Origin of the sequence: Streptomyces sp. NPDC101166 (genome assembly GCF_044768125.1) — a bacterium.
Lineage (GTDB): Bacteria > Actinomycetota > Actinomycetes > Streptomycetales > Streptomycetaceae > Streptomyces.
In genome coordinates, this window is record NZ_JBIWPF010000285.1 from 1 (window position 1) to 1,109 (window position 1,109).

2 protein-coding genes are annotated in these 1,109 nt (G+C 64.4%); one reads left to right on the top strand and one right to left on the bottom strand.

Going from position 1 to position 1,109, the window contains the following annotated elements; genetic code table 11:
• Nucleotides 1-69 precede the first annotated feature (69 nt).
• Complete coding sequence (locus tag ACIRS4_RS38445) at nucleotides 70-372, bottom strand: hypothetical protein (RefSeq protein ID WP_404204951.1); 303 nt, start codon at nucleotides 370-372, stop codon at nucleotides 70-72.
• 168 nt (nucleotides 373-540) lie between these two features.
• On the opposite strand from ACIRS4_RS38445, the gene ACIRS4_RS38450 reads away from it, so the two are divergent.
• Nucleotides 541-1,109 (top strand): helix-turn-helix transcriptional regulator (locus ACIRS4_RS38450; protein WP_404204953.1); only part of this gene is annotated, 569 nt, incomplete at its 3' end.

Consider the following 1,109-nt stretch of genomic DNA (forward strand, 5'->3'; position numbering starts at 1 on the left):
ACCCGTCCTGGTAGCAAACCCACCCGGCATGGTCGCCTTCGTGCAGTAGCGCCAAGATGTCCTCGATAGTCACGGCATGGCCTCGCTCGCGGCGGGTCCAGTCCGGGCGGCGGTTGCCCTCTGGCCTGGTTCCGGAGTGTCGAGTAGTGCGCGACCGCGCCTGCTGATCGCGAAGCGTGATCCTGTGGACGTCAGCATCCACGCGTTGCCGCGTTTGCCCATGGTGCCGTAGGTGAAGCCTTTGGCGGCAAGCGATCTGATGCCGGTCTGAGCGCTGCGGACGGATATGCCCGCGGAGCGTGCGATCTGGTTCATCGTGAGCGGGCCGCCGGCTGCGAGCACGCGCATCACCCTGGCTTCTGTCGTGTTCACGGAAGGTCCCCTCCCGAGCTTCGATGCGTAGCTCCCGGGTTCGGAAGCTGATTCCCAGAATGTCACTGGTCAATGTCCCAAAACACGTCATTCGAGGGGACATTGCAAAGACATTTTCTGTCTCCAAGAGGACAAAGACTCCCAAGTGCGGGCGTAAGATGGTGCGGCATGACCTCCCCACTTCGCCTGGCGCGCTTGAGTCTTGGCTACCGATCCCAGGAGGATCTGGCGAAGGCCCTCAACGAAACCGCTCGGAGCATCGGCCTGCGCATCGCGGTGACCAAGAAGACCATCGGGCGATGGGAATCGGACGCACCGCCATGGCCGCAGGCCGACCACGCTCAGGCCCTGCAGGCCTTGTTCAATCGGCCGATCGCCGAGCTGGGCTTCACCTCATCCCGCAGATCCGGCTCCGAATCGTCTCGCCCGCAGGCGATCGGAAACCGGGAGACCTGGGCATCCCGACATGCGGGCGCGGTACCGGGGACGCTGCCTCAGTCGGTGGCATCGGACTTCATGTCCGCGGCGGCCGCGTACCGCCGCATGTATTGGTCGGTGCCCGCTGACCGTCTACAGCAGTTGGTGGCCACGCACTCCGCGCTGGGATGGGATCTGCTGGAACAGGTTCCGGGGTCTGGCCAGAGGTTGATGGCGCGCGCGGTTGCCGAAACCAGTCTCTTGGCAGGCCGGCTGGAGTTCTTCGATCTGCAGCAGCCGCAACTCGCCGTAGCGAGTTT